Source organism: Agromyces sp. NPDC029043, assembly GCF_055564615.1.
On sequence record NZ_JBVHVX010000004.1, the window covers coordinates 102859 to 129032 of the forward strand.

Below are 26174 nucleotides of genomic sequence, written 5' to 3' on the forward strand. Positions count from 1 at the left end.
CATGCCAGAGGAGTAGCGCCGGGCGGGCCGGCGAGAGACCTACGGCAGCAGGCGCGTCGGCCCGCGGAAGAGGTACGTCGTCTCGCGGATCGAGTGCTCGTGCAGCATGAGCATCAGCACGCGCGCGAGGCCCATGCCGAACCCGCCGTGCGGCGGCACGCCGTAGCGGAAGAAGTCGAGGTAGAAGCCGAGCTCCTCGGGGTCGAGGCCCTTCTCCTTCGCCTGCTCGACGAGCACGTCGATGCGGTGCTCGCGCTGTGCGCCCGTCGAGATCTCGACGCCGTTGAAGATGAGGTCGTACGAGTTCGTGAGGCCCGGGTCATCCGCGTGGCGCATGTGGTAGAACGGGCGGATGCTCGACGCGTAGTCGGTGAGGAACACGAACTCGTGCCCGAACTCGTCCTTCACGTACTGCGAGATCCGGCGCTCGCCCTCAGGGTCCATGTCGGCGTCGGCGCGCGGCACGACGTAGCCGCGCTCGGCGACGATGCGCTTGGCCTCGGCGAGCGGGATGCGCGGGAACGGCGTGGTCGGCACCGTGATCTCGACGCCGAACAGCTCCTGGATCTCGGCGCCGTGCTTCTCCTTCACCGCGGTGAACGCCGCGACGAGGAGCTCCTCGTGCATCCGCATCACGTCCTCGTGCGAGTCGACCCAGCTCATCTCGGCGTCGATCGAGGTGAACTCGGTCGCGTGCCGCGACGTGAACGAGGGGTCGGCGCGGAACGCCGGCCCGACCTCGAAGACGCGGCCGAAACCCGCGGGCTGCGCCATCTGCTTGAAGAACTGCGGGCTCTGCGAGAGGTACGCCGTGCCCTCGAAGTAGCCGAGCTCGAACAGCTCGGCGCGCGACTCGGATGCCGATGCCATGAGCTTCGGCGTCTGGATCTCGACCCAGTCGCGCTCGACCCAGTACGTGCGCAGCGCGTGCAGGAACGTGGTCTGGATGCGGAAGATGAGGTTCTGCCTCGGATGGCGCAGGTCGAGGAAGCGCCAGTCCTGGCGCTTGTCGAGGCTCGAGTCGGCCGCGATGGGCGTCTCGAGCGCCTCGGAGACGACGTCGAGCGAGCCGATCTTCACCTCGAGCCCGCCGAGCTTGACGCGCTCGTCGTGCTTGAGGTCGCCGGAGACCGAGATGAACGTGCCGTGACCCAGCGCCGAGATCTGCTCGGTGAGCGCGAGCGCCTCTGCCGCACCGACGCTGACGCCCTCGGGGTCGAGCTCGCGCACGGCCGGGTTCACGAGCTGCACCGCCCCCGACTCGTCGCGCAGGATGATGAACTGCACCTTCTTTTGGTCGCGGACCGTCTCGACCCATCCGGAAACGGTGACGGGGCCGTCGGGCAGGGCGGCGAGGTCCTTGACGAGGGTGCGCGTGTTCACGAGAGGCCATCCTACCGGCCGCGATTTCCGCGCCCGACCGGGGTCTCGATCGCCGCAGCCGCGGCTCCTGGCCCACCGGGACGACGCTCGGCGCTTTCAAAGGGAACCGCTTCGTAGACTGGAGGGCGTGCCGGCCGAGCAGATCCATCTCGTGCGCCACGGCGAGGTCTTCAACCCGCAGGGCGTGCTGTACGGCCGTCTCCCCGGGTTCGGCCTCAGCGACCTCGGTCGCGCGATGGCCGAGGCCGCCGCGGTCGACCTCGTCATGCGCAAGCGCCACGTCGCCTCGCTGGTCTCCTCGCCGCTCCAGCGCACGCAGCAGTCGGCCGAGCCGATCGCGAAGGCGTTCTCGCTCGAGCCGGCGCTCGACGACCGCATCATCGAGCCGACGAATCGGTTCGAGGGCAAGCGGATGGCGGGGCCCGACTCCGCGCTCCGCGACGTGCGCAACTGGGTCTTCCTCGTGAACCCGTGGGAGCCGAGCTGGGGTGAGCCGTTCGGATCCATCGCCGGTCGCATGCTCGCGGCCATGTCCGATGCCGCCGACTCCGTCGAGGAGGGCGACGTCGTGATGGTGAGCCATCAGCTGCCGATCTGGATGGCGCACCGCCGAGTCGCCGGCAAGTCGCTCGCGCACGACCCGCGCCGACGCCGCTGCGCGCTCTCGAGCATCACGACGTTCGAGCGCCGCGGCCGCCGCTTCGTCGAGGTCGGCTATCGCGACCCGGCTGCCGGGCTCCAGGAGCAGGCGACCGACGTGGGGGCGGTGTGATGCGCTCGCGCCTGATCGCGCTCGCCGCGGCATCCGCCCTGCTCCTCGCGGGGTGTTCGAGCGACCCGCTCGCCGAGCAGTACCGCGAGGGCGGCAACAAGGGCTACATCGCCGGCGACGGCACGATCGCCGAGTTCCCCGCCGACGAGCGCGGCGAGCCGATCGAGTTCGCGGGCGAGACCATCGAGGGCGAGGCGCTCGATTCCGCCGACCTCGTCGGCCAGGTCGCGGTCGTGAACTTCTGGTACGCCGGGTGTGCGCCATGCCGTGCCGAGGCGCCGCTGCTGCAGGAGGTCTCCGAGGAGTTCGACGGGAGCGGCGCATCGTTCGTCGGCGTGAACGTGCGTGACCAGGCCGCGACCGCGGCATCCTTCGAGGAGAACTACGGCATCACGTACCCGTCGATCGTCGACGTGAACGACGGCGCCGTGCAGTACGCGTTCGCGGGCGAGGTGCCGCCCGCAGCGGTGCCGACCACGATCGTGCTCGACGCCGAGGGCCGCGTCGCGGCACGCATCCTCGGCCAGCTGAAGGACGCGTCGATCCTCGAGACCATCGTGCGCGACGTCATCGCCGAGCAGGCGTAGTCGGCCCCGCGCGCATGGACATCAGCCAGGTCATCCTGAACGGGCAGTTGCTCGCGGCCGTGCCGATCGCGATCGCGGCGGGACTCGTGTCGTTCCTGTCCCCGTGCGTGCTGCCGCTCGTCCCCGGCTACCTCGGCTACCTCGGCGGGTTCGCCGACGCCAGCGCCGAAGCGGCCGAGCAGCGTCGCGCGCGTCGCCGGCTGCTGCTCGGCGTGCTGCTGTTCATCGCGGGCTTCACGCTGGTGTTCCTCGTCTTCACCACGACGTTCGGCGCGCTCGGGGCCTGGCTCGCGCGGTACTCCGACGCGATCATCCGGGTCGCCGGCGTGCTGCTCATCGGGCTCGGCCTGGTGTTCATCGGGCAGTTCACGTTCCTGCAGCGCACGTTCAAGCCGTCGTGGCGCCCGGCGACCGGGCTCGCGGGCGCGCCGCTGCTGGGCGTGGTCTTCGGCCTCGGCTGGACGCCCTGCATCGGCCCGACGCTCGCGGTCGTGCTCACGCTCAGCGCCGACTCGGGCTCGGCGGGCCGGGGCGCGCTGCTCGGGCTGGCGTACTGCATCGGGCTCGGCATCCCGTTCGTGCTCGTCGCGTTCGGCTTCGGCTGGGCCGCGAACGCGCTGGCGTTCGTGCGCCGGCACATCCGCGCGGTGAACCTCATCGGCGGCGGGCTGCTCATCGCGATCGGCCTGCTCATGGTGTCGGGCCTCTGGACCATCTGGATGTACGAGTTGCAGGCGGTGATCAGTGGTTTCGTCCCCGCGATCTGAGACCGGGCGAGCGGATGCCGCGTCCGCGCGCAGCACGGGCGTCGACCCGCTGCGGCCGGCCGACTACGACGACGGCTCGGCGGGGCCGGCCGAGGTCGCCGGGTCGGGCGGCGCTGCCGGCCCGGTCACCTCGCCGAAGCTCGGTCCGGTCGAGTGGCTGCGATTCGGATGGCGCCAGCTCACGAGCATGCGCACGGCACTGCTGCTCCTGCTCCTGCTGGCCATCGCCGCGGTGCCGGGCTCGCTCGTGCCGCAGCGGTCGAGCGACCCGAACGGCGTCGTGCAGTATTTCGCCGACAACCCCGACCTCGCGCCGGTGCTCGACGGCTTCCAGATGTTCGACGTGTACACCTCGGTGTGGTTCTCGGCGATCTACCTGCTGCTGTTCGTGTCGCTGATCGGGTGCATCGTGCCGCGCACCAAGCACCACTTCGAGGCGCTGCGAGCGCGACCGCCGAAGACGCCCGCGCGGTTGTCGCGGCTGTCGGCGTACACCGAGCGGCCGCTCGCAGCCGGGAGCGCGGCAGCGGCGGGGCCGGCGGTCGAGACCGAGACGCCCGAGGCCGCGATCGAGCGGGCCGCGGCGGCCCTGAGGAAGTCGGGCTACCGGGTCGAGCGGTACGACTCGCGCGGTGCGCCATCCGTGTCGGCCGAGCGCGGGTACCTCCGCGAGACCGGCAACCTCGTCTTCCACACGGCCCTCGTCGGCGTGCTCGTCGCGGTCGCGATCGGCGGCGGCTTCGGCTTCTCGGGCCAGCGCGTGATCGTCGAGGGGCAGTCGTTCGTGAACACGCTCGCGGCGTACGACTCGTTCAACCCGGGCCGCTTCTTCGACGACTCCCGGCTCACCCCGTACCGGCTGACGCTCGACGAGCTCGACGCCGTCTACGAGACCGAGAACCGAGATGCGCTGGGCCAGGCGATCGACTTCACGGCGCGAGTGACCGTCTCGGGCTCCGACGGCGATGCCGAGCACCAGGTCAAGGTGAACGAGCCGCTGTACGAATACGGGACCGACGTGTACCTGCTCGGCAACGGCTACGCGCCGACGATCACGGTGCGCGACCCCGACGGCGAGATCGTGTTCACCGACTCGATCCCGTTCCTGCCGCAGGATGCGAACCTCACCTCGATCGGCGTCGTGAAGGTGCCCGACGGGCTCGACGAGCAGATCGGCATGGTCGGCTTCTTCTACCCCACGCAGTCGACGCTCCCCTCGGGCGCGTACACCTCGACCTACCCCGACCTCGTCTACCCGGTGCTGACGCTCAACGTGTACTCGGGCGACCTCGGCATCGACGAGGGCACGCCGCGGTCGGTGTACCAGCTCGACACGACCGGGATGGAGCAGCTCACCGGCGGTGAGACGGGCGTCGACTCGGTCGAGCTCATGCCCGGCGAGTCCACGGAGCTGCCGAACGGCCTCGGCACGGTCGAGTTCGAGACCGCGACCCCGGATGCCGCGGCCGAGGACTTCTCGCGGTCCGTGCCGCGCTTCGCCTCGTTCGACGTGCACCACGACCCGTCGCAGGGCTGGGTGCTCGTGTTCGCGGTGCTCATCATCGGCGGACTGCTGCTGTCGCTGTTCGTGCCGCGCCGACGCATGTGGGTCAAGGCGGTGACGAAGCCGGATGGCACGGTCGTGCTCGAGTACGCCGGCCTCGCGCGCGGCGACGACCCGGGCCTCGAGCGTGCCGTCGAGGAGTTCGCGGACGAGCACGCGCACCCGCTCATGACCACCACCGGCAACGAAACTTCTTCGACGTAAGGTAGAACGGTGACGCTCGACGAGATCTCCATCATCGCGGTGTACTCGGCCATGGCGGTGTACGCGATCGCGTTCATCGCGTACTCGATCGACCTCGCGAAGCGGTCGGCCGCGTCGGCGGCGGTGACCGACACCGCGTCCGCGGCCACCCCCGAGCCCGCGTCCGCGCCCGCCTCCGCGCGGGTCGAGGTCCTCGCCGGGGCCGGAGGGCGTACGGGCGCCACCGCGCCGAAGGCCGCAACCGGTGCCGGCGGTCGCGCTGGGTCCGCGAAGGCCGGCGCTGCGACATCCGAGCCGGTCGCCTACGGGCGTTCGCCGGTGCTGCGCGTGGCCGTCGCGATGACGGTGATCGCGTGGCTGCTGCATCTCGGTGCGACCGTGCTGCGCGGCATCGCCGCCGAGCGCGTGCCGTGGGCGAACATGTACGAGTTCGCGCTGACGGGCACGCTCGTCGTCACGACGGTCTACCTCCTGGTGCTGGTGATCTCGAAGACCGACCTGCGCTTCCTCGGCACGTTCATCACGGGGCTCGTGCTGGTGCTGCTCGGGGTCGCGACCGTGAACTTCTACGTGAGCGTCGTGCCGCTGCCGCCGGCGCTGCAGTCGGTGTGGCTCGTGATCCACGTGTTCGTGGCGACCGCGTCGGTCGGGTTCTTCGCGCTCGGCTTCGCGCTGTCGGTCGTGCAGCTCATGCAGGCGCGGCGCGAGGCGATCGCCGCCACTGCCGATGCCGTCAAGAAGTCGTTCCTCGCGACGCTGCCCACCGCGGCGGCGCTCGAGAACCTCGCGTACCGCGTGAACATCGTGGGCTTCATCCTGTGGACGTTCACGCTGATGGCCGGCGCGATCTGGGCCGAGAAGGCGTGGGGCCGCTACTGGGGCTGGGACACCAAGGAGGTGTGGACCTTCATCATCTGGGTGGTCTACGCCGGCTACATCCACGCGCGCGCGACCCGCGGCTGGCGCGGCACGCGCTCGGCATGGCTCGCGATCATCGGCTTCTCGGCGGTGCTGTTCAACTTCACCGTCGTGAACCTGTTCTTCAAGGGACTGCACGCCTACTCGGGTCTCTGATCCGCCCGCGCACGGCCGCTCGGGGGCCGCGCGGTTGCGATCCTCGCGGGTCGCGGGCACGATCGCTGCATGGGGCGGGCACTGCTCGAGCGCGACCGGGAACTCGACGCGCTGCGATCCGCGGCGCGCGCGGCGGCCGCGTCGCGCGGCCGTGTTGTGCTGCTGCACGGCGAGGCGGGCATCGGCAAGTCGACGCTCGTGCACGCGCTGCGGGCCGCCCCGCCCGACGGCGTGCGCGTGCTGCTCGGCTCGTGCGACGCGATGTCCACTCCGCGCCCGCTCGGGCCCCTCCGCGACCTGACCGCGGCGGTCGGACCCCGGCTCGGGCAGGCGCTCCGAGCGGGTGACCGCGAGGAGGTCTTCGACGCGCTGCGCGAGGAGCTCTCGGGTACGCCGGCGACGGTCCTCGTCGTCGAGGACGCGCAGTGGGCCGATGAGGCGACGCTCGACGCGCTTCGCTTCCTCGCGCGGCGGATCGACGACCTCCCCGCCGTGCTGGTCCTGACCTACCGCGACGAGCTCGATCGCGACCACCCCCTGAGCCGCCTGCTCGGCGACCTCGGGCATGGCGACCGGGTCGACCGCATCGCGCCGCGGCGCCTCTCACGTGGGGCCGTCGGCGAGCTCACCGCCGGCAGCGGCCTCGACGTCGACCGTGTCGTCGCCCTCACCGAGGGGAACCCGTACTTCGTCAGCGAGATCGTCGCCTCGGCCGACGAGGTCAGCGTGCCGCCGACCGTGGTCGATGCCGTGACCGGCCGCCTCAGACGGCTGGATGCTCCGACGCAGGAGCACGTCGAGCAGCTGGCCGTCGTTCCATCCGCCGTCGACGCGAACCTGCTCGCCCGGCTCGTCCCGGGCGGAGCCGGCGCGCTCCGGGCGGCCGAGGAGGGCGGCCTCCTCGTGGTGCAGCCCGACGGCGTCCGCTTCCGCCACGAGCTCACGCGGCGCGCCGTGGTCGACGGGCTTCCGGCCTCGCACCGCATCGAGCTGGAGCGTCGGGTGCTCGCGGCGCTCCTCGAATCCGGCGGGATCGATCCCGCCAGGCTCGTGCACCACGCGCTCGCGGCCGGCGACCTCGAGGTCGTCGCCGAATGGGCGCCGCGCGCGGCTCGGGATGCCGCGGCATCCGGCGCGCATCGGCAGGCCGCCGAGCACTACCGAGTGGTCCGGGACCACGCCGACCGGTATCCGCCCCCGGAGCGCGCCGACCTGCTCGAGGAGTACGCGATCGAGGCGTACACGATCGGCTTCGCGGAGGAGGCCGTCGCCCCCCAGTCCGATGCGATCGCACTGCGCCGGCAGTTGGGCGACCCGCTCCGACTGGGCGCGAGCTGGCGATGGCTGTCACGTTTCCAGTGGTTCGCCGGGCACCGGGCCGCCGCCGAGGCCGCGGCGCGCGAGGCGTCTGCAGTGCTCGTCGATGCCGGCGACCCGAGCCTCTACGCCATGGCGTTGAGCAACGAGGCGCAGCTGGCGCTGCTCGCGCACCAGACTCCGCGGGCCATCGAGCTCTCCGGCCTCGCCATCGACATCGCCCGGGAGACGGGCGACGCCGGAGTGCTCTCGCACGCGCTGAACAACCACGGCACGGCGCTCATGTACGTCGCCGACGACGCGGGCATGGCCGAGCTGGTCGAGGCCGCCGAGGTCGCCCTGGCGGTCGACGACATCGAGGACGCGGCGCGCGCGTCGGTCAACCTCGTGTGGGGGCTGCTCGATCAGTACCGTCTCGACCTCGCCGATCACTACCTCGAGCGCGCCCTCGAGATCTCGGAGCGCGCGGAGTTCATCGGATTCGTCACCTACCAGCAGATGGAGCAGGCGCGGCTCGACCTCGCCCGCGCCAGGTGGGATGACGCGCTGCAGAGGCTCGATCGCGAGATCGAGGCACCGCACGCCCGCTGCGTCGCGCTGACGGTGGCCGGCACCGTGGCGATCCGGCGTGGCGACGGAGACGGCGAGGAGTTGCTCGAGGAGGCCTGGCGGCTCGCGGTCCGGCTCGGCGAGCTGCAGCGGCGCGGGCCGGTGGCGGCGGCGCGCGCCGAGGCGGCGCTCCTGCGCGGCGATCGCGCGCGGGCGCGCGCGCTCGCGCGCCCGGAGTTCGACGAGGCGGATCGCCTCGACGCCAGGTCGCTGCGAGCCGAGCTCGCGTACCTGCTGCGCCGGGCCGGAGACGACGTCGACGTCGCCGACGACGATGACCACCCGTTCGCGGTGCAGGCCCGGGGCGACTGGCGGGGCGCCGCGGAACTCTGGCATGCCGCCGGGGCGCCCTACCACGAGGCGGCGGCGCTCGCCGAGAGCCCTCACGACGAGGACCTCGTCGCCGCACTCGCCATCCTCGACCGGCTCGACGCGGCCCCGCTCGCGCGCATCGTCCGCTCCCTCCTGCGCGAGCGCGGCGTCCGCAGCATCCCGCGTGGACCGTCCACGATGACCCGCGGCAACCCGGCCGGACTCACCGCCAGGCAGGTCGAGGTGCTCCGCCTCGTCGCTGACGGGCTCACGAACGCCGAGATCGCCGATCGGCTCGTCCTCTCCGTCCGCACGGTCGACACGCACGTCGCCGCCGTGCTCGCCAAGCTCGGCGTCGCGACCCGCGGCGAGGCGGCACGGCTCGCGCCCGAGGTGCTCGAACAGGCGGGCTGATTCGCCGGCCCGCCGCCATCCGCAGCCGCCCGCGCTCAGGGGTCGCCGGCCTCGATCTCGGTATGCGCGCAGCGTGATCTCAGTAGTCGTCCCCGACGATCCGCCATGCCCTTCCGCCGTACAACGGAGATGTGCCCGATCGGGGCCACGGATCCAGACGGAGAGGAGGGCGACATGCTCGCAACGATGATCGCGCTGGGACTGCTCGCTGCGGCGGCGGTCACCGGCGCATCCGTCCAGTTCCGTCGTGACGGCTACCGCCGCACGCCGACCCTTTCCCGCTGACCCGGCCCGCCGTCAGGCGGCTCACCTCCCCACCACCATCCCCATCGACCGAGAGACGTCGACATGAACACTGCGATCATCGCCCCAGCCGCCACCAGTCGGATCCGCCGTTGGACGCTGCCCGGCCGCATCCTCCGCCGCGCCGCGCTCGCGCTGTCGCGCGCTCGCTCCACCGGGCTCGATGAGCTGGATCCTCGAGAGCTCCACGAACTGCAGCGCGAGGCCGATCGGCTGCGCGCGGAGAACTTCCGCACCGTCGCGGTGGGTCGCGTGCTGTGACCCTCGGAGTGGGGCCGCGGGGCGAGATCCGCCCCGCGGCCTCGCAAGCGCTTGCGAAGCGTTGCTCCCGGTCCAGACGGCTTGGCCGCCGAGCATTGCTCGACGAGTTTCTGAGGAATTGTAAACGCTTGCATTAAGGATCCCGCTCGCGATAGCGTCGCTCCCAATGTCGTTCAGGCACGCGGTCGTGCCGGGGAATCGGGAGTCGAAGATGACGCATCGAGCGCGCGCTCGCAGTTGGCTGGCACTGGGGGTGACGGGCGTCGTCGCGGCATCCGTGCTCGCCGTCGTACCCGTCGGAGCGGCGGCCGAGGAGGGCGACACGTTCGCTCTCGTCGGCTCGCTGCAGTCCGAACTCGGGTGCTCGGCGGACTGGCAACCCGCCTGCGAGGCGACGCACCTGCTGCCGACCGACACGGCCGGCGTGTACGCCGCCGAGTTCACCGTCCCCGCAGGGTCGTGGGAGTACAAGGTCGCCGCGAACGACGCGTGGGACGACTCGTGGGGCCTCGACGGCGGCGGCGACAACATCCCGCTGACCGTCGGCGGCGACACCGACGTGCGCGTCGTGTTCGACGACGCGCAGAAGCGCGTGGGCCTCGAACTGCTCGAGACCCGCGGCGCCTACGACGGCGCGACGGATGCCGCGCTCGTCGCCGCACCGGCACGCCAGCCGGGCAGCACCGAGAACTTCTACTTCGTCATGACGGACCGGTTCGCCAACGGCGACGAGGCGAACGACACCGCCGGCATCGAGGGCGACCGGCTCGCGCACGGGTTCGACCCCACCGACAAGGGCTTCTACCACGGCGGCGACATCCAGGGCCTGCGCGACCGGCTCGACTACATCGACGGCTTGGGCACCACTGCGATCTGGCTCACGCCGAGCTTCACGAACCGCCCGGTGCAGGGCGAGGGCGCGAACGCGAGCGCCGGCTACCACGGCTACTGGATCACCGACTTCACCCAGATCGACCCGCACCTCGGCACGAACGCCGAGCTCGAGGCGCTCATCGGCGAGGCGCACGCCAAAGGCATCAAGGTCTACTTCGACATCATCACGAACCACACGGCCGACGTGATCGACTACGAGGAGCAGCAGTACTCGTACATCGACCAGAAGACCGAGCCGTATCGCGATGCAGCGGGCGCGGTGTTCGACCCGGCCGAGTACGCCGACGGCTCGAAGCCGTTCCCGGCGCTCGACCCGGCCACGAGCTTCCCGTACACGCCGGTCGTGCGCACCGAGGACGCCGAGCTCAAGGTCCCGGCCTGGCTCAACGACCCGACGCTGTACCACAACCGCGGCGACTCGACCTGGTCGGGCGAGTCGGTGACGCTCGGGGACTTCGTCGGCCTCGACGACCTCATGACCGAGCACCCCACCGTGGTGGACGGCTTCGTCGACGTGTACCAGACGTGGATCGACCTCGGCATCGACGGCTTCCGCATCGACACGGCCAAGCACGTGAACTTCGAGTTCTGGGAGCAGTGGTCGGCCGAGGTGCTCGACTACGCCCACGAGCAGGGCAAGCCCGACTTCTTCATGTTCGGCGAGGTCTACGACGCCGACCCCGTGAAGCTCTCGCCGTACGTGCGCAAGACCGACATGAACTCGGTGCTCGACTTCACGTTCCAGTCGCAGGCCGTCTCGTACGCGTCGGGCAACAGCGCGAAGAACCTGCAGTCGCTGTTCGCGGGCGACGACTACTACACGACGCCCGACTCGTCGGCCACGGCACTGCCGACCTTCCTCGGCAACCACGACATGGGCCGGGTGGGCCACTTCCTCGCCTCGACGGGCAACGCGCTCGAGCGCGACGAGCTCGCGCACGAGCTCATGTACCTCACGCGCGGCCAGCCGGTCGTCTACTACGGCGACGAGCAGGGCTTCGCCGGCACCGGCGGCGACAAGGACGCACGCCAGACGCTCTTCGCGAGCGAGGTCGCGGAATACGTGAACCAGCCGCTCGTGACCGGCGGAAACGCCGGCAGCGTCGACCGCTACGGCACCGACGCGCCGCTGTACCAGCACATCGCGGCCCTCGCCGAGCTCCGCGACGCGCACCCGGCGCTCGACCAGGGCGCTCAGATCGAGCGGTACGCGACGGATGGCGCGGGCGTCTACGCGTTCAGCCGCGTCGACCGCGACGAGAAGGTCGAGTACCTCGTCGCGGTGAACAACGCGGCCGAGGCGAAGGCGGTCGACGTCTCGACGCTCACCGCCGACGGCGTCTTCACGCCGCTGTACGGCACCGACGGTCCCGGAATCACCGCGAACGCCGAGGGCGTCGCATCCGTCGCCGTGCCGGCACTGGGCGCGATCGTGCTGAAGGCCGACCGCCAGGTGACCGCCCCCGACGCGGCATCCGCGATCGCCGTCGACGTGCCCGCCGCGGGCGCCGGCGTCACCGGCGTGACCCCCGTCTCGGCCGATGTCGCCGACGCGACCTGGCAGGAGACGAGCTTCGCGTGGCGCGTCGCCGGCTCCGAGGAGTGGACGCCGCTCGGCACCGCCGAGGACACCACGCCGCGGGTGTTCCACGACACGGCCGGGCTCGCGAAGGGCACCCTCGTCGAGTACCGCGCGATCTCGACGGATGCCGCGGGCAACCGCGCCGCGGCATCGACCTACGCGTCGGTCGGCAACCCGGTCACCCTCGTCGTCGAGGAGGAGCCCGAGCCCGAGATCGGTCTCGTCACGGTCCCCGGCGAGCACAACTCCGAGATGGGCTGCGCGGGCGACTGGGCTCCCGGCTGCGAGGCGGCCAAGCTCACCCAGCGCGCCGACGGCATCTACGCGGGCACGTTCCAGATCCCGGCCGGCACCTACCAGTACAAGGTCGCGATCAACGGCAACTGGTCGCTGAACTACGGCGCGAACGGCGTGCAGGACGGCGCCAACGTCACCTACACGACGGATGGCACGAAGCCGGTCACGTTCTACTGGGACCCGCGCACCAAGGTGTTCTCCTCGACCGCCGAGGGCCCGATCGTGACCCTGCCCGGCAGCCTGCAGTCCGAGCTCGGCTGCCCGGCCGACTGGTCGCCCGGCTGCATGGTCACGTTCGCGCAGGACGGCGACAAGGACGGCGTCTACGAGTTCGCGACCGACCAGCTGCCGACCGGGAACTACGAGCTGAAGGTCGCGCACGGCCTCTCGTGGGACGAGAACTACGGCGCCGACGGCGTGCGCAACGGCGCGAACATCTCGTTCAGCGCGACCACGGGCAAGCTCGTGACGTTCCGGTACACGCTCGCGACGCACGTGCTCGACGTGGTCGTCGCCGACCCGCCGCTCGCGGGAACCGGCACGCAACGCGCGTACTGGCTCGACGCGAACACGCTGGCGTGGCCGCCGTCGCTGCTCGGGGGCGCCGAGGCCGCCGACCTGTCGTGGTCGCTCCAGCACTCGGCCGATGCCGGGCTCGCGGTCGCCGACGGCGCCGTGACTGGCGGTGGCGAGCCGATCGAGCTCGCCCACGACCCGGCCGGCATCGGCGACGAGCTCGCCGCGGCGTTCCCGCACCTCGCGGGCTACGTCGCCCTGCGGCCCGCCGGGCTCGATCGCGAGGCCGTCGCCTCGCTCGTGACCGAGGAGCTGCAGGTCGCGCAGCGCGACGGCGACACGCTGACCGCCCTCACGGGCGTGCAGCTGCCCGGCGTGCTCGACGACCTCTACGCGGAGGGTGCGGCCTCCGCCGCGCTCGGCGCCTCGTTCGAGACCGACGCGCCGACGCTGAGCGTCTGGGCGCCGACGGCGCGAACGGTGTCGCTCCAGCTGTGGGAGGCCGGCGCCACCGGCGACCCGCAGGTGCTCCCGGCGACGTTCGACGCGGCATCCGGTGCCTGGTCGGTTGCCGGCCCGGCGATCGAGAGCGGTAGCGAGTACCGCTGGCTCGTCGAGGTCTTCGCCCCGACCACGGGTGAGATCGAGACGAACTCGGTGACCGACCCCTACTCGGTCGCGCTCACGGTGAACTCGGCGCGCAGCGTCGTCGTCGACCTCGACGACCCGTCGCTCGCACCCGAGCAGTGGGCGCAGACGCCCGCGCCGGTCGTCGAGCGCCAGGTCGACCGCGCCATCACCGAGCTGCACGTGCGCGACTTCTCGATCACCGACGAGACGGTGCCCGAGGCCGAGCGCGGCACGTACCGTGCGTTCATGCGCGACAGCGCGGGCACCGACCAGCTGCGTGAGCTCGCCGACGCGGGCATCAACACCGTGCACCTGCTCCCGACGTTCGACATCGCGACCATCGAGGAGCGCCGCACCCAGCAGGCGACCCCCGACTGCGACCTCGCGTCGTACGGCCCGGCCTCGGAGGAGCAGCAGGCGTGCATCGAGCGCATCCGCGACCTCGACGGCTTCAACTGGGGCTACGACCCGTACCACTTCCAGGCGCCGGAGGGCTCGTACGCCGTCGACCCCGAGGGCGGAGCCCGCGTCGCCGAGTTCCGCGAGATGGTCGGCGCGCTCCACGCGAACGGCCTGCAGGTGGTGCTCGACGAGGTGTACAACCACACCGCGCAGTCGGGCCAGGGGGAGAAGTCGGTGCTCGACAAGATCGTGCCCGGCTACTACCACCGCCTGAACGCGACCGGCGGCGTCGAGACCTCGACCTGCTGCCAGAACGTCGCGACCGAGCACGCCGTGGCCCAGAAGCTCATGGTCGACTCGACCGTGCTCTGGGTGGAGGAGTACAAGGTCGACGGCTTCCGCTTCGACCTGATGGGCCACCACTCGAAGGCGAACATGGTTGCGATCCGTGCCGCGCTCGACGAGCTCACGCTCGAGGAGGACGGCGTCGACGGGTCGAAGGTGTTCCTCTACGGCGAGGGCTGGAACTTCGGCGAGGTCGCGAACAACGCCCGCTTCGTGCAGGCCACGCAGGGCCAGCTCGGCGGCACCGGCATCGCGACCTTCAACGACCGGCTGCGCGACGGCGTGCACGGCGGCAGCCCGGTGGCGAGCGACTCGAAGTACGAGCAGGGCTTCGGCACGGGCCTCGCGGGCGAGCCCAACGGCAGGCCGACGCGGCCGGCCGACCAGCTCCGCGACCTGGGCGAGCAGACCGACCTCGTGAAGATCGGCCTCGCCGGCAACCTGCGCGACTTCGAGTTCACGGGGTCCGACGGTGTCGTGAAGTCCGGCGCCGAGGTGGACTACAACGGTTCGCCGGCGGGCTACGCCGACCACCCCGAGGAGGTCATCAACTACGTCGACGCGCACGACAACGAGACGCTGTTCGACCTCGGGGCGTTGAAGCTCCCGCAGGAGACGTCGATGGCCGACCGCATCCGGATGAACACGCTGTCGCTCGCGACGGTGACCTTCTCGCAGTCGCCCTCGTTCTGGCACGCGGGCACCGAGCTGTTGCGGTCGAAGTCGCTCGACCGCAACAGCTACAACTCCGGGGACTGGTTCAACCGGATCGACTGGACCGGCCAGGAGTCGACCTTCGGCTCCGGCCTGCCCATGAAGTCCGACAACGAGGACCACTGGCCCGTCATGCGCGAGCTCCTCGCCGACCCCGCCCTGAAGCCGGCGGCAGGCGACATGGCCACCGCTGAGGCCGCGGCCCTCGACCTGCTGCGCGTGCGCTCGTCGGTCGACCTGCTGAAGCTGGGCTCGCCCGAGCTCATCGAGCAGAAGGTGTCGTTCCCGAACAGCGGGGCGGATGCCACGGACGGACTCATCGTGATGCTCATCGACGACCTCGTCGGCGCCGATGTCGACGAGGAGCTCGAGGGCGCCCTGGTCGTCTTCAACGCGTCGCCCGAGGCGATCACCGAGCAGGTCGACGGGCTCGCGGGTCGCGACTTCGCGCTCAACGAGGTGCAGGCCGGCGGTGCCGATGAGGTCGTGAAGGGCACGTCGTGGGATGCCGCGTCGGGCACGCTCACGCTCCCGGCGCGCACCGCCGCGGTGCTCGTCGACGAGCAGGAGCCGGCGGGCGTCGCCACCGTGACGCTCGCGGCGCCGAGCAAGTCGGTCGCGAAGGCGGGCAGCACCATCAGCGTGTCCGGTTCGGTGACCGCGCTCGACGGCTCGCGACCGGTCGGTACCGTCTCGGTGCTGGTCGACGGCGAGGTCGTCGCGACCGAGGCGATCGAGTCGCGCGACCGCGGCGGGTTCAGCGTGAAGCTGCCGAAGATCGGCCCCGGCGCCCACTGGGTGCAGGTGTCGTTCGGCGGCGGCGACGGGTTCGCCGGATCGCAGTCGGTCCCGGCGATGATCCTGCTCTGGTGAGGCGGGCCGCGCGCGGTGCGGCCTGACGAGGTCCGGGCGGAGGGGGTGTGCGCCCCTCCGCCCGGACCCGTTCTCGTCTCTCAGAAGGGAAGCGGAACTCCGCAGGTCTCGTATGCGCCGATGATGGCGCCGCCGTATGCACCGAAGATCGTGTCGATGCCCGAGCCGTCGCCGGTCTTCTCGACGTGCGGGTTGTTCGAGGCGATCGTGCCGCCCTGGCCCTGCGCTCCCTTGACCATGACGGTGAAGGTGGCGGGCCCGCCGGCGACGGTGTACTCGGTGAGGACGCACTGCGCGACGTCTGCGGGCAGCTCACCGCCGAGCACATCGGCGACGACGAGCGTGTACCACGCCTGCGAGTTCGACGCGCCCGCGTTGCCCTGCTCGGAGCGGTTCGCGTTGTAGCACTCGTGCGCGTAGGCGGCGGCGCCCGTGGCGAGCACGCCCGCAGCGGCGAGCGCGACGCCCGCGCCGATGTTGGTCAGGGTCCTTCTGAACATCTGGTCTTCCTCCGTGTGATCTGCGAGTCGCGCAGTCTTCCGCGCAACGACTCCCACGGTCGCGTCTTCGTCGACGCGAGACATCCGTGCTCACCCTGACTACCGGAGACTCGTCCCCGTTCCTGCATGCCCAATGCTGGGGCTTGACAGGATGCCGCGGCAGCGCGCCCGTGCGATCACGCGAGCCCGCATCACTCCGCGCCGGGCGGGCCGGCGGCCGCGAGGACGGCGTGGCAGCGCTCGAGTCGCGCGAGCCACCAGGCCGTGCGCTCCTCGTCGGCGGTGTAGCGGTCGAGCAGGCCGGGGTCGGGCAGGACCCGGCGGACGTCGACGGCGCCGTCGACCGGCAGCAGCGGGTCGCGCGTGACATCCGCCGCCAGCAACGACGCCGTGCCGAGGCCGCAGTCGTAGTCGAGGTCGCGCACGGCGGCGGCGAGGTGCGCGCCCATCGCGAGGCCGACGCTCGTGTCGAGGGCGCTGGAGACGACCACGGGCAGGCCCGCGCGGTCGACGATGTCGAGCGCGCGACGGATCCCGCCGAGCGGCGCCGCCTTGACCACGAGGAGGTCGGCGGCGCCCGCCTCGGCGACGGCCAGCGGGTCGTCGGCGCGGCGGACGCTCTCGTCGGCCGCGATCGGGATGCCCATGTACTTCGTGCGCGTGCGGATCTCGGCGAGCTCGTCGACCGTCGGGCAGGGCTGCTCCACGTACTCGAGGTCGAAGGGGGCGAGCGCGTGGATCGCATGCTCGGCCTCGTCGACGTTCCAGCCGGCGTTCGCGTCGACCCGGATGCGACCCTCGGGTCCCATCGCCTCGCGCACGGCGCGCACGCGCGCGACATCCTGGGCCAGCGTCTGGTCGGATGCCGCGACCTTGACCTTCGCGGTGCGGCATCCGGGGAACCGTTCGAGCACCGACGGGACCGCGTCGGGGTCGACGGACGGCACGGTCGCGTTCACGAGCACGCGATCGCGGACCGGCGGCGGCGTGGCGTGCCATCCGAAGTCGATCGCCGCGGCCAGCCACGTCGCCGCCTCGTCGTCGGGGTACTCGGCGAAGGGCGCGAACTCGGTCCAGCCCTCGGGGCCCTCGAGGAGGAGCGCCTCGCGCACGTCGATGCCGCGGAAGCGGGTCACGAGCGGGAGGGCGACGACGCGGGCGGTCGCGAGCAGGTCGTGCAGGGGCGGGACGGCGGCGGCGTCGCTCATGCCCCGAGTCTATGGAGCGCCGAGCCGCTCACCGGTCGCCGATCCAGGTATCGGCAGGCGGCACGAGCTCCTCGAGCCGCGCCCACAGCTCGTCGGGGATCGGCGTCGCATACGACTCGAGGGTCTGCGCGATGCGCTCGGGCTTCGACACCCCGACGATCGTAGAGTGGATGCGCGGATCGCGCGTGGAGAACTGCAGCGCGGCGGCGGGCAGCGGCACGTCGAACTCGGCGCAGGCCTGCGCCATCCGCACCGCCGCCGCCTGCATGTCGGGGCGCTCGCCGTACGCGTACTTCGTGGTCGCGGCCGGGCCCTTCGCGAGGAGGCCTCCGCCGTACGGCGCGGCGTTGAGCACGCCCAGTCCCAGCTCGGTCGCCCGGTCGATGAGCGTGTCGGCCGACCGGTCGAGCAGCGTGTAGCGGTTGTGCGTGAGCACTACGTCGAACACGCCCGTCTCCATGAGCGGGGCGGCGACCGCCAGCGTGCCGCCGGCGAGGCCGATCCAGTCGACGGCGCCCTCCGCCTTGAGCTCGCGGAGCGCCGAGACCGGGCCGTCGGGCGCGAGGGCGGCGTCGAGGCCGATCCGCTCCGCGTCGTGCAGGTGCAGCAGCGGCACGCGGTCGACGCCGAGCCGCTCGAGGCTCTCGGCGAGCGACTGCCGCACGCGCCGCCCGGAGAAGTCGTCGCTGCCGTGCAGCGGGTCGACCTTCGTCGCGAGCACGACGTCGGCGGGCAGCCCGCCGGCCCGGCGCAGCGCCTCGCCGATTCGGCGCTCGCTCTCGCCGTGCTCGCCGTAGTTGTTCGACGTGTCGATGAAGCGGATGGGGCTGTCGAGCGCCGCGAGCACGGTCTCGACCGCGCGCTCCTCGCCGACCTCGTGGCCGTAGAGGTACGGCATGCTGGCGAGCGGGCTGGTGCCGACGCACAGCTCGGTGACCGTCAGGCCGGTGCGTCCCAGGGTTCGTGTCGCGACATCCGTCATCGCTCCACCGTAGCGGGCGGACCCGGCGCCGCCCGGCTCCGGAATAGGCTGGACGGCATGGCGAGCGAGGTGTCGGAACTGTTCGATCCGAGCGAGTGGACGGATGCCGCGCCATCCGTCACCGGTTCAGGCGGTTTCACCGACATCACGTACCACCACTCGACCGACGGCCGCATCGCGCGCATCGCGTTCGACCGGCCCGAGGTGCGCAACGCGTTCCGCCCGCACTCGGTCGACGAGCTCTATCGCGCACTCGAGGACGCCCGCACGAACCCGCGCATCGGCGTCGTGCTCCTGACCGGCAACGGCCCGAGCCCGAAGGACGGCGGCTGGGCGTTCTGCTCCGGCGGCGACCAGCGCATCCGCGGCCGCGACGGCTACAAGTACTCCGATGCCGAGACCGGCCTCGTCGAGGGGGCCGGCGGCAGCCACACGGCCGTGGGGCGCCTCCACATCCTCGAGGTGCAGCGGCTCATCCGCTTCATGCCGAAGGTCGTGATCGCGGTCGTGCCGGGCTGGGCCGCCGGCGGCGGGCACTCGCTGCATGTCGTCTGCGACCTCACGATCGCGAGCCGCGAGCACGGGCGCTTCAAGCAGACGGATGCCGACGTCGGCAGCTTCGACGCCGGATACGGCAGCGCCTACATGGCGCGCCAGGTCGGGCAGAAGTTCGCGCGCGAGGTGTTCTTCCTCGCCGAGGAGTACTCGGCCGAGCGCGCGTACGAGATGGGCGCGGTGAACCGGGTCGTGCCGCACGCCGACCTCGAGCGCGAGGCGCTCGCGATGGCGCGCACCATCCTGACGAAGTCGCCCACGGCCATCCGCATGCTGAAGTTCGCGTTCAACGCGATCGACGACGGGCTCGTCGGCCAGCAGGTGTTCGCCGGGGAGGCCACGCGGCTCGCGTACGGAACCGACGAGGCGGTCGAGGGTCGCGACGCGTTCCTCGAGAAGCGCGACCCCGACTGGGGGCCGTTCCCGTGGCACTACTAGATCAGCCGGTTACGGTCGGCGGGCGGGTACGGCGGTGAAACCGCTCCTGCAGGTTCCGGTGACGGATGTCGCGGCGCTGCGCGACGCACTCGCGGCCGCGCTCGACGGCGGGCCCGCGGTGTGGCCGGTGCCGGCACCCGCCGCACTCGGGGCGAACGGCGACACTCGCACGGTCGCCGAGGTCGCCCCTGTCGCCTCCGTCGACGACGGCGTCGCGGTCGTCGTCGAGACCTCGGGATCGACGGCCGCACCCAAGCGAGTGCTGCTGTCGTCGTCGGCGCTCCGCGCGAGCGCCGAGGCGACGGCGGCCGCGCTCGGCGGTCACGGCCGCTGGGTGCTCGCCGTGCCGGCGCACTACATCGCGGGCGTGCAGGTGCTCATCCGTTCGATCGTCGCGGGTACGCCGATCGTCGCGATCGCCGACGGCCCGTTCACGCCCGAGGCATTCGCCGAGGCGACCATGCGCATCATGCGCACGCGCGACGCGCTGCCGCGGTACACCTCGCTCGTGCCCGTGCAGCTCGCGCGCATCGTGGAGGCGGCCGAGGCCGAGCCATCCGGTCACCTCGCCCGCACGCTGGCGTTCTACGCGGCGATCCTCGTCGGCGGCCAGCGCGTCGACCCCGCGCTGGTCCAGCGCGCGGCGGCGTTCGGCGCCCGGATCGTGCGGACGTACGGGTCGAGCGAGACCGCGGGCGGATGCGTCTACGACGGCCGGCCCCTGCCCGGCGTCCGCGCGGGGGCCGTCGACGGCCGGCTCGAGCTCGGCGGACCGACGCTCGCCGACGGCTACCTCGACGACCCCGCGCGCACCGCCGCGGCCTTCACGAGCGACCCGGACGGCACACGTTGGTACCGCACGGGCGACCTCGGGTCGATCGACGCCGACGGCGTGCTCCGCGTCACGGGCCGCGCCGACGACGTCATCACTTCGGGCGGCGTCAAGGTCGTGCTCGGCGAGGTCGAGCGGGCCGTGCACGCCGTGCCCGGCTTCGGCGACGCGGTCGCGGTCGTCGTGCCCGACGCCGAGTGGGGCGAGCGAGCGGCGATCGTCGCCTCGGGGGCGGCGGCCGAGGCGGCTGGCGCGCTCGACGCGCTGCGCGCGGCGACGGATGCCGCGGGCCTCCCGCCCGCGGCCCGTCCCGTGTCGCTCATCCCGGTCGCCGCCGTCCCGCGACTCGCGTCGGGCAAGCCCGACCGCGTCGCGGCAGCGGCGCTCGCCCGCGGCGCGCTCGGGCCTCCGGACACCCGGTAGCGCGGCGCGCGGCCAACCCCGAGTGTTCTTGTTCGGCGGGAGCCGTCCCGTCCCATTGACCGCACTCGGGTCGAACGGAGGCCACGGGCCGCCGCACAGCGCAACGATAGCCGCAGCCGAGGTGCGCCCGAGCGCTCGCCGAATACGATGGCACGCGTGGCCCGCCCGAAACCCCAGCGCATGAACCCGCCCGCCAAGCCCGCCGCGAAGGGCCGCACGAGCGGACGCTCCGGCAATCCCGCGAGGGCCGCCGCCGCGCCGCAGGTGCAGCGCGGCCCGATCACCTGGCGCGACTGGGTGGGGGGTGCGCGCCTGCGCACGCTGCCGCTCGCGATCGCGCCGGTCGCCCTCGGTACGGGAGCCGGCGTGGTCGCGGCGTCGTACCTCGACGAGCCGTTCCATCCGTGGCGTTTCGTGCTCGCGCTGGTGGTGGCGCTGGCCCTGCAGATCGGCGTGAACTACGCCAACGACTACTCCGACGGCATCCGGGGCACCGACGCCCACCGCGTCGGGCCGGCGCGCCTGACCGGCTCCGGGATGGTGCCCCCGAAGCGGGTGCTCGCGGTCGCGCTGGCGTTCTTCGCGGTCGCCGCGGTCGCAGGCCTCGCGCTGGTGCTGATCACGCAGCAGTGGTGGCTGCTCGCGGTCGGCGCGGTCGCGATCGTCGCGGCGTGGTTCTACACGGGCGGCAAGCGCCCGTACGGCTACTACGGTCTGGGCGAGCTGTTCGTCTTCGTGTTCTTCGGCATCGTCGCGACGGCCGGCTCGGCGTACGTGCAGGCGCTCACGGTGAACCTCGAAGCGTGGACCGGCGGCGCCGGCGTCGGCCTGATCGCGTGCGCGGTGCTCATGGTGAACAACCTGCGCGACATCGAGCAGGACCGCGCCGCGGGCAAGCGCACGCTCTCGGTGCTCGTCGGCCCGCTCGTCTCGCGCATCCTGTTCGCGCTGTTCATGCTGCTGCCGTTCGCGGTGGTCGTCTTCTGGGCGTTCCTGTACCCGACCGCGTGGCTCGTTCTGTTCGCGCTGCTCGCCGCGGTTCCCGCGTGCATCATCGTCGGCTGGGGCCGGACGCCGCGCGAGCTCATCACCGCGCTGCAGCTCGCGAGCCTCACGGCGCTCGCTTACGGCATCGGCTTGGGGCTCGTCTTCGCCCTCTGATCCGCGGGTCGAGCGGATGGCGCGCGGCGCCGGTTTCCGCCCCCGGTCGCGTTGCCCCGGCGGCCCGGCCCTCCGCCATGTCGTCCGCTCCGCTCACGTGAACGCGCCCTCACATGAGGCGAAGTCCACGTGACCGGCGTTGACCTCGCGAATCCCGGGTTCGTGCGGGTGCACCCCGCACGAACCCGGGAATGGAAGGACGAGCGTGCCGAGCTGGCGCGGGCTGGGCCCGCCCGATTCGACCGCCGCTTGCGTTCGCGAGTTCCGGGTTTCTGCGGGTGCACCCGCACGAATGCGGGAATGGGAGGGCGAGCGTGTTGGCGTCAGCTGGTCGACGCGATCGGCGCCTGCGTTCGCGAGTTCCGGGTTTCTGCGGGTGCACCCGCACGAACCCGGGAATGGCAGAGCGAGAGTGTTGAGCAGGCGTCAGCCACGTCGATGCGATCGGCGCCTGCGTTCACGGGAATCGCGGTGCGCCCGAGGGCGACGGGAAGGCGGGACGCGGTCGCCAGGACGGCGCGGCTACTCCGCCGCGCGGCGGTCGCGCGTGTCGGCGCGGGAGTCGGCCTGGGAGCCGCCGTCGGTCGGGGCGCCGGAGGGAGCCGCGTGCGTCGCGTCGATCGCGGCATCCTCGGCCTCGGCGTCGTCGCGACCCGCCGTGGGCGCCTCCCGGTGGCGCGCCGTGTAGAGGCCGCTCGCGAACTCCTCGCGCTGACGGCGCAGGAAGAGCAGCGACGCGCTGAATCCGAACAGGGCGGCGACCAGCACCGCGATCCACGGGGTGACGCCCGCGATGAGCAGCACGATCAGCGGAGCGGCGAACAGCAGCACGCGCAGCAGCGTGTAGCGGAGCCAGACGGGGACGGCCTTCACGCGATCAGTGTAGGCGGGCGAATCTGGGTGACCGCTCCCAGCCGACTGTGACTCAGCGCGCGTAGGATCGGTGCATGGTCCGCCTCTGGGTGATCCTCGGCGTCGCCGCCGTGGTCTTCACGATCTACGCGGCGGTCGATTGCGCGCTCTTCGACCGCTCCCGCATCCGCGGTCTGCCGCGCGGCTGGTGGATCGTGGTCATCCTGCTCGTGCCGATCATCGGCGGGCTGCTGTGGTTCCTCGTGGGCCGCGGCCGTGCCGTCCGCGTCGGCAAGGTCGGCCCGCGATCGAACGCGCCCGACGACGATCCCGAGTTCCTCCGTCGCCTTCGCGCCGACGCCGAGCACGAGGAGCGCATCCGCCGCCTCGAGCAGGAGCTCGCCGAGCTCGACGACGACACTCCGTCCGACCGTCCGCGACCCGACGACGCGCTCGGCAGCGACCACCGCCGACCCGACACCGGCACCGACACCCCAGGAGAGCCCGGCCCGTCGGGCCGGCCGAATGCGTGACGCGCGCGCGGTTGCGAGTCCCGCGACCGCGTCGTCGTTCGCCCTGCTCTCAGAGTTCGTCCGCGCCGGCGTGACCGATGTGGTCGTCGCGCCCGGGTCTCGCTCGCAGGCGCTCGCCCTCGCGGCCGCCGAGCTCGAGCGGGTCGGCGCCATCCGGCTGCACGTGCGCATCGACGAACGCGGCGCGGGCTTCCTCGCGATCGGCCTCGCCGTCGAGACCGCGCGCCCCGCCGTCGTCGTCACGACCTCCGGCACGGCCGTGGCGAACCTGCATCCGGCCGTGCTCGAGGCGCACCACGCCGGCGTGCCGTTGATCCTCGCGACCGCCGACCGCCCGGCCGAGCTCCGCGGCATCCGCTCGAACCAGACGACGATGCAGCCCGGCATCTTCGCCGGCGCCGTGCGCCTCGAGCACGACGTCCCACCACCTGCGGGGCGCCCCGGTGAAGCCGATGGCGCGGCTCGCCTCGCGCGCGATGCCGTCCGCGCGGCGCTCGGCGTCGACGCCGACGGCCGGCCCGTCCCGCACCCAGGGCCCGGTCCCGTGCACCTCAACCTGCAGTTGCGGGAACCGCTGTCGTCGGCGGTCGAGCTCGACGACGCGTCGGTGCTGAGGGCGGATGCCGCGGCATCCGTCGCCCGCGCGACCGCAGCCGAGACCCAGGCCGCCGACGCCGACGTGCCCGTCGCACGACTCGCGCACGGCCCGCGCACAATCGTGATCGCGGGCGCCGGAGCCGGGCCCGGGGCCGAGGAGTTCGCGCGCACCGCCGGCTGGCCGCTCCTCGCCGAGGTCTCGAGCGGCGCCCGGTTCGGGCCGAACCTCGTCGTCGCCTACCGCGAGCTGCTCCGCGAACCCGGCTTCGGCGACGAGGTGGAACGGGCGATCGTGTTCGGGCACCCGACGTTGTCGCGCGAGGTGCCCGCACTCGTGCAGCGCGAGGGCGTCGAGGTCGTCGCGGTCGCGCCATCCGGGATCGAGTGGTACAACCCCGGGCATGCCGTCGGCCGATTCGAGCGCGCGGTCGCCGCCGAGCCGCACGAGCCCTCCGCCGAGGAGCGCGCGTGGACCGGGCGCTGGGTGCGCGCGAGCCGCACGCTGCTCGACGAGCCGGCTGCGGGAGGCGGGGCGGATGGCGCTGGCCCGCGCAGCGGCGTCGACGAGACCGGCCACGTGTCCGACTTCGCCGCGCAGCGCGCGTACCTGCGCGACCAGCTGGCGCGCATCCGCACGCCCGTCGACCGCCGCATGCTCGTCGAGGCGGTCTGGGCCGCGACGTGGCCGCATGACCGGCTCGTGTTCGGCGCCTCGCGACTCATCCGCGACGCCGACCGCGTCTTGCCCGGCCGCCGCATCGCCGTGCATGCCAATCGTGGACTCGCCGGCATCGACGGCACGGTCGCGACCGCGCTCGGCATCGCGATCGCGAGCCAGGCGACGGATGGCGCGCCCGACGCTCCCGCGCCCGCCGCGCGCGGCACGACCCGCGCGATCATCGGCGACCTCACGTTGCTCCACGACGTCGGGTCGCTCCTCCTCGGCGCGGGCGAGGCGCGCCCGCGCGTGCTCCTCGTCGTGGGCAACGACGGCGGCGGCACGATCTTCGACGCGCTCGAGGTCGCGGCTTCCGCCCCCGCCGGTGCATTCGACCGCGTGCAGTACACCCCGCAGCAGGTCGACCTGTCGGCGCTCGCCGGTGGGTACGGCTGGGAGTACCGCCGCGCGGCGACGCGCGGTGAGCTCGACGAGGCGCTCGGCACCGCCGTCACCGGCCCGACGCTGCTCGAGGTGCCGCTCGCGCGCTGAGGCGCGGCATCCGCCCGGACGCCACCCGTCCAATCCAGCGGATATACGATCCGGCACGCCGAGGTCTCCGCGCGAGTGGCGGCGCGCCCGATCGTATCTCCGCGGATTTGGGCACGGTGGCGCGACGCAGCGCCACCCCTTGCCGCGGCATCCGTCGCCCCTCGAAGATGAGCACAGCGGCACGCGCCGCGATGAAGGGAGCGATGTGGGTCTCGAAACGTACTGGGCGACCGATCCGTCCGAGGTGCTGCGGGTCCGGCAGGGATTCCGGCTCGAGGAGGTCGAACCGCGTGGCACGCCGGGCTTCGCGGGCGCGCGGGCCGATGCCGAGAAGTCGCTCGCCCAGGGCGCAGCGATCTTCGCGGAACAGCAGGAGATGCTCTTCGCCGGGAACCAGATGGGCGACGACCCGCGTCGGATCCTGCTCATCCTGCAGGCGATGGACACGGCGGGGAAGGGCGGCATCGTCAAGCACGTCATGAGCGCCGTCGATCCGCAGGGCGTGCAGTACGCCGCCTTCAAGCAGCCGACCGACGAGGAGCTGGAGCACGACTTCCTCTGGCGGATCCGCAAGAAGCTGCCCGACGGCGGGATGATCGGCGTCTTCGACCGCTCCCACTACGAGGATGTGCTGATCGCGAAGGTGCGCGAGCTCGCGCCGCCCGATGAGATGGAGGGGCGCTACGACGCGATCAACGAGTTCGAGGCCGAGCTGGCGGCGTCCGGCGTGACGATCATCAAGGTCATGCTCCACATCTCGATGGAGGAACAGAAGCAGCGGCTGCTGAAGCGCCTGAAGCGGCGCGACAAGCACTGGAAGTTCAGCCCCGGCGACATCGACGAGCGCATGCTCGCGCCGCGGTACCGCGAGGCCTACCAGATGGTGTTCGACCGCACGACGACGCCGCACGCGCCCTGGTACGTCGTGCCCGCCGACCGGAAGTGGTACGCGCGGCTCGCGGTGCAGCACCTGCTCATCGAGGCGCTCGAGGCGATGCGCCTCGACTGGCCCGTCGCCGACTTCGACGTGGAGGAGCAGCGGCAGCGCCTCATGGTGAGCTGA

General features: G+C 72.2%; 19 protein-coding genes. 14 read left to right on the top strand and 5 right to left on the bottom strand.

The window, feature by feature from the left end; translation table 11 throughout:
- Positions 1-39: 39 nt before the first annotated feature.
- Complete coding sequence (gene aspS / locus ACZ4TW_RS07320; RefSeq protein ID WP_465541600.1) at positions 40-1383, bottom strand: aspartate--tRNA(Asn) ligase; 1344 nt, start codon at positions 1381-1383, stop codon at positions 40-42.
- Positions 1384-1510: 127 nt separating this feature from the next.
- Here aspS and ACZ4TW_RS07325 point away from each other — a divergent pair, with 127 nt between their 5' ends.
- From ACZ4TW_RS07325 to pulA, 8 genes are all read left to right on the top strand, one after another.
- On the top strand, positions 1511-2155 hold the full coding sequence (locus tag ACZ4TW_RS07325) for a histidine phosphatase family protein (protein ID WP_465541601.1): 645 nt from the start codon (positions 1511-1513) through the stop codon (positions 2153-2155).
- Positions 2155-2742: a TlpA family protein disulfide reductase gene (locus ACZ4TW_RS07330; RefSeq protein ID WP_465541603.1), complete on the top strand. Its 588-nt coding sequence runs from the start codon at positions 2155-2157 to the stop codon at positions 2740-2742. The genes ACZ4TW_RS07325 and ACZ4TW_RS07330 overlap by 1 nt, the downstream gene beginning before the upstream one ends.
- 14 nt (positions 2743-2756) lie before the next feature.
- Complete coding sequence (locus ACZ4TW_RS07335) at positions 2757-3509, top strand: cytochrome c biogenesis CcdA family protein (protein ID WP_465541604.1); 753 nt, start codon at positions 2757-2759, stop codon at positions 3507-3509.
- Complete coding sequence (gene resB / locus ACZ4TW_RS07340) at positions 3487-5277, top strand: cytochrome c biogenesis protein ResB (RefSeq protein WP_465541606.1); 1791 nt, start codon at positions 3487-3489, stop codon at positions 5275-5277. Before ACZ4TW_RS07335 ends, resB begins: the two co-directional genes overlap by 23 nt.
- Before the next feature lie 51 nt (positions 5278-5328).
- The gene (gene ccsB, locus ACZ4TW_RS07345) at positions 5329-6351 is read left to right on the top strand and encodes a c-type cytochrome biogenesis protein CcsB (RefSeq protein ID WP_465541864.1); all 1023 of its coding nucleotides are present in this window, start codon (positions 5329-5331) and stop codon (positions 6349-6351) included.
- Between the two features lie 69 nt (positions 6352-6420).
- Positions 6421-9003, top strand: coding sequence for an ATP-binding protein (locus ACZ4TW_RS07350; RefSeq protein WP_465541608.1), 2583 nt, complete (start codon positions 6421-6423; stop codon positions 9001-9003).
- A gap of 348 nt (positions 9004-9351) precedes the next feature.
- The gene (locus ACZ4TW_RS07355) at positions 9352-9567 is read left to right on the top strand and encodes a hypothetical protein (protein ID WP_465541609.1); all 216 of its coding nucleotides are present in this window, start codon (positions 9352-9354) and stop codon (positions 9565-9567) included.
- Between the two features lie 211 nt (positions 9568-9778).
- Positions 9779-15820 (top strand): pullulanase-type alpha-1,6-glucosidase, encoded by a 6042-nt coding sequence (gene pulA, locus ACZ4TW_RS07360; protein ID WP_465541611.1) that lies wholly within the window; start codon positions 9779-9781, stop codon positions 15818-15820.
- Positions 15821-15900: 80 nt separating this feature from the next.
- On the opposite strand, the gene ACZ4TW_RS07365 is transcribed toward pulA, so the two are convergent.
- The 3 genes from ACZ4TW_RS07365 to ACZ4TW_RS07375 all read right to left on the bottom strand — a co-directional run bounded on the left by ACZ4TW_RS07365 (position 15901) and on the right by ACZ4TW_RS07375 (position 18510).
- Entirely contained in the window at positions 15901-16320 is a 420-nt protein-coding gene (locus tag ACZ4TW_RS07365) for a hypothetical protein (RefSeq protein ID WP_465541612.1), read from the bottom strand.
- 191 nt (positions 16321-16511) lie between these two features.
- On the bottom strand, positions 16512-17528 hold the full coding sequence (locus ACZ4TW_RS07370; protein ID WP_465541614.1) for an o-succinylbenzoate synthase: 1017 nt from the start codon (positions 17526-17528) through the stop codon (positions 16512-16514).
- 28 nt (positions 17529-17556) lie between these two features.
- Complete coding sequence (locus ACZ4TW_RS07375) at positions 17557-18510, bottom strand: aldo/keto reductase (RefSeq protein WP_465541615.1); 954 nt, start codon at positions 18508-18510, stop codon at positions 17557-17559.
- Between the two features lie 57 nt (positions 18511-18567).
- Between ACZ4TW_RS07375 and ACZ4TW_RS07380 the strand changes: the two genes are divergently transcribed.
- The 3 genes from ACZ4TW_RS07380 to ACZ4TW_RS07390 all read left to right on the top strand — a co-directional run bounded on the left by ACZ4TW_RS07380 (position 18568) and on the right by ACZ4TW_RS07390 (position 21919).
- Positions 18568-19503 carry a 1,4-dihydroxy-2-naphthoyl-CoA synthase gene (locus tag ACZ4TW_RS07380; RefSeq protein WP_465541617.1) on the top strand — a complete coding sequence of 312 codons (936 nt, stop codon included), beginning with the start codon at positions 18568-18570 and terminating at the stop codon, positions 19501-19503.
- 34 nt (positions 19504-19537) lie between these two features.
- Positions 19538-20758, top strand: a complete 1221-nt coding sequence (locus ACZ4TW_RS07385; protein WP_465541619.1) for an AMP-binding protein — start codon at positions 19538-19540, stop codon at positions 20756-20758.
- A 147-nt stretch (positions 20759-20905) separates the two neighbouring features.
- Entirely contained in the window at positions 20906-21919 is a 1014-nt protein-coding gene (locus ACZ4TW_RS07390) for a 1,4-dihydroxy-2-naphthoate polyprenyltransferase (RefSeq protein WP_465541621.1), read from the top strand.
- A 522-nt stretch (positions 21920-22441) separates the two neighbouring features.
- Here the strand turns inward: ACZ4TW_RS07390 and ACZ4TW_RS07395 are convergent.
- Entirely contained in the window at positions 22442-22792 is a 351-nt protein-coding gene (locus tag ACZ4TW_RS07395) for a DUF4229 domain-containing protein (RefSeq protein ID WP_465541622.1), read from the bottom strand.
- 74 nt (positions 22793-22866) lie between these two features.
- Between ACZ4TW_RS07395 and ACZ4TW_RS07400 the strand changes: the two genes are divergently transcribed.
- The 3 genes from ACZ4TW_RS07400 (at position 22867) to ACZ4TW_RS07410 (ending at position 26174) form a co-directional block, all read left to right on the top strand.
- On the top strand, positions 22867-23304 hold the full coding sequence (locus ACZ4TW_RS07400; protein ID WP_465541624.1) for a PLD nuclease N-terminal domain-containing protein: 438 nt from the start codon (positions 22867-22869) through the stop codon (positions 23302-23304).
- Positions 23297-25111 carry a 2-succinyl-5-enolpyruvyl-6-hydroxy-3-cyclohexene-1-carboxylic-acid synthase gene (gene menD, locus ACZ4TW_RS07405; protein ID WP_465541625.1) on the top strand — a complete coding sequence of 605 codons (1815 nt, stop codon included), beginning with the start codon at positions 23297-23299 and terminating at the stop codon, positions 25109-25111. The genes ACZ4TW_RS07400 and menD overlap by 8 nt, the downstream gene beginning before the upstream one ends.
- A 205-nt stretch (positions 25112-25316) precedes the next feature.
- A complete protein-coding gene (locus ACZ4TW_RS07410) occupies positions 25317-26174 on the top strand; it encodes a PPK2 family polyphosphate kinase (RefSeq protein WP_465541627.1) in 858 nt (285 codons plus the stop codon).